This window comes from Anaerophaga thermohalophila str. Valhall, from assembly GCF_000250735.1.
GTDB classification, from domain to species: domain Bacteria; phylum Bacteroidota; class Bacteroidia; order Bacteroidales; family Marinilabiliaceae; genus Anaerophaga; species Anaerophaga thermohalophila_A.
Genome location: NZ_AHZV01000339.1, coordinates 1 through 9,563 on the forward strand (window position 1 = coordinate 1; position 9,563 = coordinate 9,563).

General features: G+C 41.4%; 5 protein-coding genes. 1 reads left to right on the top strand and 4 read right to left on the bottom strand.

The window, feature by feature from the left end; genetic code table 11:
• Nucleotides 1-248 precede the first annotated feature (248 nt).
• From OQ5_RS0117545 to OQ5_RS0117555, 3 genes are all read right to left on the bottom strand, one after another.
• The gene (locus OQ5_RS0117545) at nt 249-1,547 is read right to left on the bottom strand and encodes a KamA family radical SAM protein (RefSeq protein WP_016778735.1); all 1,299 of its coding nucleotides are present in this window, start codon (nt 1,545-1,547) and stop codon (nt 249-251) included.
• 353 nt (nt 1,548-1,900) lie between these two features.
• Entirely contained in the window at nt 1,901-4,063 is a 2,163-nt protein-coding gene (locus tag OQ5_RS0117550; protein WP_016778736.1) for an amino acid permease, read from the bottom strand.
• Between the two features lie 277 nt (nt 4,064-4,340).
• A complete protein-coding gene (locus tag OQ5_RS0117555; protein ID WP_255297620.1) occupies nt 4,341-5,147 on the bottom strand; it encodes a sugar phosphate isomerase/epimerase family protein in 807 nt (268 codons plus the stop codon).
• A gap of 456 nt (nt 5,148-5,603) precedes the next feature.
• On the opposite strand from OQ5_RS0117555, the gene OQ5_RS0117560 reads away from it, so the two are divergent.
• Nucleotides 5,604-5,795, top strand: a complete 192-nt coding sequence (locus tag OQ5_RS0117560) for a cold-shock protein (protein ID WP_010423634.1) — start codon at nt 5,604-5,606, stop codon at nt 5,793-5,795.
• A 392-nt stretch (nt 5,796-6,187) separates the two neighbouring features.
• Here OQ5_RS0117560 and OQ5_RS0117565 read toward each other — a convergent pair whose 3' ends face one another.
• Nucleotides 6,188-9,319, bottom strand: a complete 3,132-nt coding sequence (locus OQ5_RS0117565) for an ATP-binding cassette domain-containing protein (RefSeq protein ID WP_016778738.1) — start codon at nt 9,317-9,319, stop codon at nt 6,188-6,190.
• Nucleotides 9,320-9,563: the final 244 nt, after the last annotated feature.

Genomic DNA, 9,563 nt, shown 5'->3' on the forward strand with positions numbered 1-9,563 from the left:
GTAAACTCCGGTTTTGGCGGCTTCGCAAGCCTTGCAACTGGCACTTTCTGAACAGACACACATATTGTGAAAAATCTTGCGTGTTTATAGACACGCACTAGTCTAAGTTATTGGTCTGATTTCAGGAAGCGATTCACAAAATTTGTGGTTCAAAAATACAATAAATCCATAAAAATAAAACAACCGCCCCGGATTGTCCAGGGCGGTTATTTACCAGACCGTTAGATATTAGATTTAACAGACAAAAATTACAAAAGCATTCTTGCCAGGTCTTCCTCAAAGAAAAATTCTTCCTGACCAAAAGCAGGTTTTAAATCATCCATCCACAAAGCGCGGGGATCATACTTTGCAAAGAAAGGACGACCTACCCATTCGCTGTTACGCCCCTGGATAAATTCACAAACAAACACTTTTTCGCCCCTTACTTCGCTCACACCAATAATACGTACTTTACCAGGGGTACATGACATACTTGGCCCCCTGACAGTCCGGGAAATGCCGCTTACCTGGGTATACGCTTTACGGAAAATCTCCCAGGCGCGCGCCAGAGATACCCCGAAATACTCCTGAGCACCGGTATCACGGGCAACAAACATGTAATATGGGATCATTCCCATACTGACCTGTTTTTTCCACATTGTACTCCAGACATCACCGTCGGCATTAATATGATTCAGTAATGGAGATTGTGTTCTTATCTGGGCACCTGTTTCCCGTATTCTGACAACAGCTTTGGCTACGGCCTCTGTTTCAAGCTCCCGGTAATGATTGAAATGAGCCATAAATGCCAGTGATTTTCCGGCCCTGGTAACTTTTTCAAAAATGCGTAATACATCGTCGGCGTCATCATCCGTCAGATAACGGTAGGGCCAGAAACTGAGCGACTTGCTACCAATACGGATATTCTGAAGATGCGGAATATCGGCTTCCAAAAGACTGGTAATATAGTGGTCGAGAATTGAGGCTTTCATCACCATTGGGTCACCCCCGGTAAATAAAATATCGCTGATCTCGGTATGTTGTTTCAGATATTCAATTACATAGTCGATCTGTTTCATGGCAAATTTCAGATCGTCCATGCCGGTAAACTGTGGCCAGCGAAAACAAAAAGTACAATAAGCATGACAAGTTTGCCCCTGGGTAGGGAAAAATAACATGGTTTCATCATACTTGTGCTGAACACCCTGAAGCTTTTGTCCGTTAAGTTCAGGTACATTATGTGCCTGCCCGGCAGGATGGGGATTCAGTTTGTGACGAATCGCGTTGGCTGCCTTTTTTATGGCAACCTTATCGTTCTCTTTTTCGAGCACTGAAGACATACTCTGAAAATCTTCAGGCTTAAGCATATCTTTTTGAGGAAAGTTTAGGATAAAAATGGGATCTTCATGAAAATTATCCCAGTCAATAAGTTCGTTTACAACATAATTATTGGTCTTAAACGGAAGAACATGACCAACTACATCAATATTTCTTAGATCCTGCTTGTTTAACTTATCGATCTGAGGAATTTTTCGATAATTGTGCAATGAATAGATCTGATATTTCATAGGCATCCAAAGTTTATTATTTGTTTATTATATAATTCTCTTTCGATACACCAACACATCTGTTTTTATACATCAAGACATGCTTCGGGTGCCATATCTAAGCAAAATAAAAGAGGCAAAACAATTGCCAGGAGGAATCAGTTTTCAGGGGTGGGCATGATCCTTAATCTGTTACAAATATACAAAGATTTTGAGAAACCGGCAAACCCGGACTGGATTACAATCTGTATATCAGAATTTTACATGTGTTTTGAATTAAAACCCAAATTCTTGTAAGCAAGAACTTAGCCTGGTTTATTCATAAATTATCGTGATGAAACGAGTCCCGATTACTCCCCGATAATGGTGGTGAGTCAACTCAGGATTTCTTTAAAAGCAATATCATGCGAAGCAACAACAAACAATCTTCTGGGGATGGAGGCAGTTTTCGATTTTAAGTCATTAAAATATTCAGAAAATCCGGCATCCGGTTTTCTCAAACCCAACATCACCAAATCGGCGTTGGCTGAATCAGCGGTAAGCAGATTGAAAAATTCATTTTTTGTTCCGACTAAAATTTTTCGCTTGAATGCCACCCGGATAGAGGACAAAAGGTTGTCGAGGTTTTTTTCGGCTTCTCTGGCTGCTTTATCGGAGGTAACTACCATTTTTATAGTAACCGATACCTGTTGCCAGTGGGGACTGTTCTGCATCATATAGGCCAGTACCATCATAAGTCCGCCGTTTCCCTGCAATCCCCCCCACCACAGGTCAACGTTCAGTAATAAACGGTCGGTCATTGTTTTTTCATCACGAAGAATAATTACATTTTTCCGTGATTCGTAAAAATGAGCAACCATGTCGGCATAAGGCAGGTGATGCGAGACATCGGTTGTGTCTCCCAAAAGTATGGTATTGGGAACAAGAGGCCCCAAACCGTATGCATTGCTCAGTTGTTGAGCCCCGACAAACGGGTTTTCGGCCCTGATGACACGAACCAGCGACCGGATATTTTTCTCTGCAAGATAATCACGTATCTGCTTTTCATATTGGTATATCTTATCCTGCGAGACTTTTTTCTCAGGAAGAATAGTCGCTACCGTGAACAAACCCTTTTCCTGAGCCAGTCCGTTGGCAAAATCAATCAGATGCCAACGCTTCATGGGAGCTCCGGAAAAAACAAGAATATTGGGACGCCAACTTTTGGCATCATCAATAGGCTTTAGCTGCAACATCACAAAACGGACGATTTGAAGCATCATGCCATTACGCACATCTCCCCACGTGGTTTTAAGCCGGCGGCGACGTAACCAGACCAACACGGTCAGGATAAATATTGTCGCTAAAACTGTAGCAAGGGCATGAATCAAAAACATTACAGCAATACATCCGAAGGCACCAATAAGAGAAAATCCCCAATGGACTTTAAACCTGGGACGGAATGAGGGGCTTTTCAGAAATCTTTCAATTCCGGCAGTAATATTCAAGATACCGTAGGTGGCCAGAAAGAACATTGTGAGGACAGGTGCAATAGCATTTAAATCACCAAGTATTACGCAAATAATTGTAATAATCACAGTTAAAACCGTCCCCACTCTCGGAATGCCTTCGGTGCCGTACCCCTTTGCGAGTGAAGAAAACTTACTCGGCACAACATTATCTTTCGCAAGTGCCTGCAAAACGCGAGGAGCGCCTAGCAAACTCCCTACAGCACTGGAAAGAGATGCTCCCCATACCCCCAACATGATGGCTCCGCCCCAGATTGCTATCTTCCTCATTATTAACGGATCGGCAACCAGAGTTGATGCATCAGCCCTTGCAGCAAGAATAACAGGTAGCATCATATAAATTAAATACCCGGTTCCAACAGCCAGAAACGTACCTCTGGGAATCGACCTGGAAGGGTTTTTCAAATCGCCCGACATATTTACCCCGGCCATTATGCCTGTAACCGCCGGGAAAAAGACGGCAAATACCTGCCAAAACCCGACAGATTTTGACGCCGGAACCCCCCACATCTCGATACTCGAATTTTCTAAAGGCTTACCTAATAATAACGAAAGCAGTGAAAGACCGATAACCCCCAAAATAAAATACTGAATACGAATGGTGGCCCTTGTGGAAAACAAAGCCAATCCGCCCAGAACCAAAGTTGTAACAATACCGACAACTTTAATATTCAGGAAGGGAAATATCGCAACAACACTTTCCGAGAAACCCATCACATAAAGAGCTACTGAAAAAGTCTGTGCCAGATAAAGCGGTATCCCCAGGGCACCACCAATCTCTACGCCTAACGACCTGCTAATCATGTAATAGGCTCCGCCGGTTTTTACCTTTGTATTGGTTGATATTGATGCAATCGATAAAGAAGTGAGAAAAGTTATGGATGTTGATAAAGTCACAATAATCAAAGTTCCAATCAGCCCTACATTCCCTACTACCCAACCAAAGCGCAGATACATAATAACCCCAAGAATGGTTAATATCGAGGGGGTAAATACACCACCAAATGTACCCAGTTTGTTGTTCTGCATGTTTGAAATATTTAGAGGCTGCTGAAAAAGTCAGCAACCTGTTTCAAATTTATTTTCCATTGTTCTTTTTGGCATTGCCCCAAAAACGGAACCAAAAAAGTCTGGTCCGCTTAAACCTGGCTTCCCGCGAAAGCCAAACGCTCAATTTGGGCGTCTCTTCCTTTGCGTCATTGCGTCTCTGTGTTTAGGCTTTTTTTAACTGACTATTGTTTTCTTAAGTCCGAAAAAAACCGCAGCAGAATCCTGCCGCGGTTAAATTTGATTCAGCAATATGCGATTACTCTGTGTAGGAGTTTCTTACAAAATCGGCATTTTGGAGGAACTCAAGACTTTTCTTAACACTTTCGAGCGGATCAAAATTGTACTTTTCAACTTCTACAATAATGTAATCAACACCAGCTTTGTCGGCAAGAGCGAACGAGGATTCAAAATCCATTTCACCGCTTGCGCCCAGTTCTTTCTCATCTTTAACATGCCAGAGAAGGAACCTGCCAGGGTAGTTATTGAAATAATCGACCGGATTCTTTCCACCTTCCTTTATCCAATACAAATCAATCTGAAAGAAAACTTTATCGGGATCGGTATTTTGCAGCATAAAGTCGTAAATCACTTGGCCTTCGAGTTCTGCAAATTCACCAGAGTGATTATGATAGCCAAATAATATCCCGTTTTCACGACATTTCTCTCCTACGGCATTAAAATACTCACAATAACGTTTCAACCCGTCCAATGAATTGTATCCCACTTCATCCATCGATGGTTGAACAATGTATTTCACACCTGCCCTCTTATGTGCATCAATACACCGGTCCCACCATTGCATGGTTTCGTCCCAAGAGGCAGAATCAGGAAGAGCCTGTCCGGTATGGGAGCTGATAAACTTCATTCCGCTTTCTTCTGTCAGACTTTTAAATGCTTCAGGGTCCATCCCATAGAATTTACCGTCGGCATAACCGGCAGCCTCTACAAACGTATAGCCCATTTCACCGACTTTTTTAACGGTTTCAACCGGTGCCTCTTTCATGGCATCCCGAACGGAATACAGTTGAAGTCCGATTTCTTTTTTTTCTTTCGTTGTACACATGGTTAATGTTGTTGTCAAAAATAACAACACCATCGGAAACATTGCTCTTTTCATCTTTCTAAAGTTTTTAAAAGGTTTTTAGTGTGTGTGTTTGATCAAAAGTTTGTTAAAAATAACAAAAGCATCGGTAAAAACATCGCATGCAGGATTATTTTTTACCAAACATAGTAAAGCAATAGTCCGTTAATTAAAAGTTATGACAGATTTAAGCATTCACAATTCCACGCTTTCCCCTCTGCGCCCTCAAAACGATTTACATCCAAAACCTGAAAATCAAAGGATTTTGTAAAAAATCCAATATTTTATTGCTTTTTATAATGCAAAATCCAAATAATGTTGTTTTATTTGTATTGTGAATATTTAATCATGCAGAGATTAATGGCCATCAGCCGGATAAAAGCATACGGCCCGTCATGATTGATGCATGGAAAGATTAACAAACAAATTTAAGTTAAAATGAAAACAGGTAAAGTTAAGTTCTTTAATGAATCAAAAGGATTCGGATTCATTAAGGAAGACGAGTCGGAAAAAGAATTTTTTGTTCACGCCACCGGCCTCATCGACAAGGTTAAAGAGGACGACGAAGTGACTTTCGAACTCGTAGAAGGCAGAAAAGGCCTCAATGCTGTAGATGTTAAGTTGGTTTAGAATATATATTTCAATACCAGATTACATTTAGCGTAAAGTCATAAAGGAGCTGACCGGGAAGGCAGCTCCTTTTTTTTGTGCCATATTACGCAACATAGTAAACTGTTCATCCGCATAAAATTTAATTATTAAGATCGGATGGAACTCGCATGCAAGCATTTATACATGTTCTTTTGTGACAAACCTTGTCATGCTCGTTTCATCACTATCTTTATACGGGCAAACTGTTGTTTTGCAAGGGTTGGTAAAAAAGCTAAAACGCAAAGACGTATGTTGTGTTTATAATTCACACTACTGGCTACTGACTAAAAACTACTGACTAAATTACTTATATCTAAAAATCTGATAATCTATTAAGCCAATCTTTGTCATGCTCGTTTCAACAGGCTATATCACGTGCCAAGCTTCAATAACCGTTGATGCAGTCTGCGCAAACGGAACGTCTCAAAGTACCGGATGAGTTTCCGCAAAAGATCAAAGTACAAGGTCACATACAGAAGGGCAGCTCCAAGCCACATAACCATTACATTGAAAAGGGGTGTAGAAACAGTGAACGGACCAAAATTTTTCTCCGGCGCGTAAAAATGAGCTCTTCCCCATTTCCCTGCAGGCTTTTTGTATCCCGGGTCTTTCTTTCTGATGTATTTTTCTCCGGTATATACAAACTGCTCGATACTGTTTCTGTTAAGAACAATATCAAAAAGAGCTTCATTGTGATAATCTTTCTTTAAGGCAGCGACTGAACCGGAACCGCCAAGTTCGTCAATGAGCGTTTCCATTTTCCGGTCTCTTTTCTGTTTCCAAAACTGGTACTGACTGTTGAAATAATCTCGGGCTTCAACAAGAGTACTATCGATCAATTGAAAATCTGTTGCGTTCCATATTTCTTCCCTGGAAAGGTCAGCTAAATCTGCCGGGAAAAGCTGCGGAAACTCAATTCTCAATTGAGAGAGTGCACTACCAAGCCGCTCCTGAAAATATCGTTGCCTGGTTGTATCTCCATGACTCAATGACCATCGGGCCGCCTCAACATGATTCAGCAATTCCGGAATGAAGATAGTTCCGTAATAAGAGGCATTACTCATGGACTGCTCCTCGTCAAAGAAAATGGCATCGAACTTATTGTCTTTAAACTGATTGATTGCCAATGCTTCATACGACCAGCGGGAAACCATAGCATCCCCGATGCGGGGTACATATTCTTCGGAAGCAATAGATTTATGCAATTTGTCAAAACTTACAACAGTTCCGCTAAAGAGCAGATGTGGCACAAGAATAAACGGAATTAACACGTAAATTGCCACAACCGAATTCAGCCCGCTACTAATATTCAGTCCCAGCATATTGGCAAAACAGGCAGTAGAAAACAGTATTATCCAGTAGCTCCAGGTCATCCCTTTTATTTCAAGAATACCGTTTCCTATCAGGACAAACATCATGGTTTGAATGGCCGAAATGGTAAAAAGGATCAATACTTTACTGTTGAGGAAGCTAAAGCGGCTTAAATTAAGAAACGATTCGCGTTGCAGCAGTTTCCTGTCTTTAATGATCTCCTCGGCGCTCACGTTCAATCCTATAAAAAGCGCTACCACCACACACATGAAAAGATAACCAGGGATGTTTACATTCTCGGAAAAGACATAAGCTGTGGGATTGTCGGGAGTGCCGGCAAGAAACTTGGTGAAAAACCCGAGTATAAAGGCCAATGCCGGTGCTTCCAGAATATTTATGAGCATGTACTGCTTGTCCTTGAGCTTTGAAAGTCCATCGCGCAGGGTATAAATCCAGAACTGTTTCCTACGGTTTGGAATATTGTACAGGTTGTCTGGAAGCGGTTCTTTCCGGTCAATTTTGCGCTTTACTTTCCACTGAAATTTACTTTCAAAATTCTCAAGATAATAGCGGTACCACTCTTCGGGTTTGACTTTTCGTTCTCTGATAAGTTTCCCGTAGGGATTTACCATGCGCGCCTCAATAATCCGCAATATTTGCTCTGTTTTAACGTTACCGCAAACATAACACTCGCGCTCTTCGGGATTTACGTAATTGGCCATCTTTTTAAAATAGACGATGGCATCCATGGGATTCCCGTTAAAAATAATGTAACCTCCTTTATCGATAATCAGAAGTTTGTCGAGCATTTTATAGAGATCGGAAGAGGGCTGATGAATGTTAATGATAACCAGTTTCCCTTTCAGAACCTGCCTTTTCAGCAAGGACATCACTTTTTCAGAATCCATGGATGAAAGACCTGAAGTAGGCTCATCCACGAAGAGTACAGAAGGCTCACGTATCAGTTCAAGCGCGATATTGAGCCGTTTCCGTTGACCGCCACTCAGTATTTTATTCAAAGGATTGCCTACAACAAGATCACGGGCTTCAACCAGATCAAAATCCTGAAGCGCGTTATCCACTCTGCGCACAATTTCATCGTGACTCTGATCGCTGAAACAAAGACGAGCGTTGAAATAAAGATTCTCAAAAACAGTAAGTTCCTCTTTCAGAAGATCATCCTGGGGAACGTAACCGATAACACCTTCCAGATTTTCTTTATCGTTATTCAGGTCATACCCGTTGATGGTTATTTTTCCACTACTCAACCGGTAATTCCCATTCATCACATTCAACAGGGTAGATTTTCCGGTTCCGCTACCTCCAAGAATACCCACCAGTTGGCCGGAACGACCGGTAAAGCTGAACCGGTGTATGCCAATCTGATTGTTATTGAACTTATAAGAAACATCCACTGCCCTGTAGATGATCCTGGATTTGTCGATGCGATGGATGAACTTTTCTGCAACACGCCCGTAATAAACAGGAGACATCCGGGATGTTTTGATAACGGCACCCACTGCAAGTGCGTAGGGTCTGTCCTGCTCAACTTTATGTCCGTTTAAGTAAAGGTTGCGCGGCCCGGAATACCGGAAAATAAAAGTTTTGGTACTACGCACCCGCAATACCCAAACCACCACCTGCTGTTTCGGATTGTAAATATGCTTTATCCTGATATCGGGTGGTTCCTTATCGCCGCTTATGTATAATAATGAGTTTTTATCGGTGACCTTATCTGGGGACTCAAGTATAAAGGTCTTAAGATTGTCATAATCCTGTGGGTCAATTTTCAGGTTTTCAGCAAGAAGATCGACAAAATAATGTTCTTCATCGCTGATGGAATCTTCCTTCTTCAGGAAATCAAGTAACTGGACAAACAGAATGATCTTAGGCTCCTGCTCAAGCTCCTGATTAATCTGGTTACAAATATTCAGAATGCGGCTCCTGTTGTCTGATGTCTGCTTTTCTATCAGTTCCTGGTTGTTGCTATAGATGTGTGAATGATACCGATTCAGAAACTCATCAAATTTGGCCAGGTATTGCTGAACATACTCGGTATTGAAGTGGCGTGCCAGGAAATCTTCCACCAAAAACCGCGCTCGTCCCGTTTTACTCTCCTTTTTCAGGTCGGTGAGCAAGGCAAAAAGCTTCATCAACGATTCCAGAAGTGTTTCACTCATTGTTTGTTCCATGTCGTACGCGGTTTTTAATCAGACATTTATTGTCAGATCGAAAGATCATTAGATATTAGATGCAAGATGAATCGAATAACTTTCGGAAACTGTATTTTAACAGGTGAAATTATTGATATGAATCAATTGATTTGCAGTTTATTACAAAATTCAACTGAGTATCATACTCAATAATCCGTTAGCTTTTAACAAAAACCATTGATCCGGCGGTTTAATTTTTAACCTGCTTTATTCATAAGTTTTC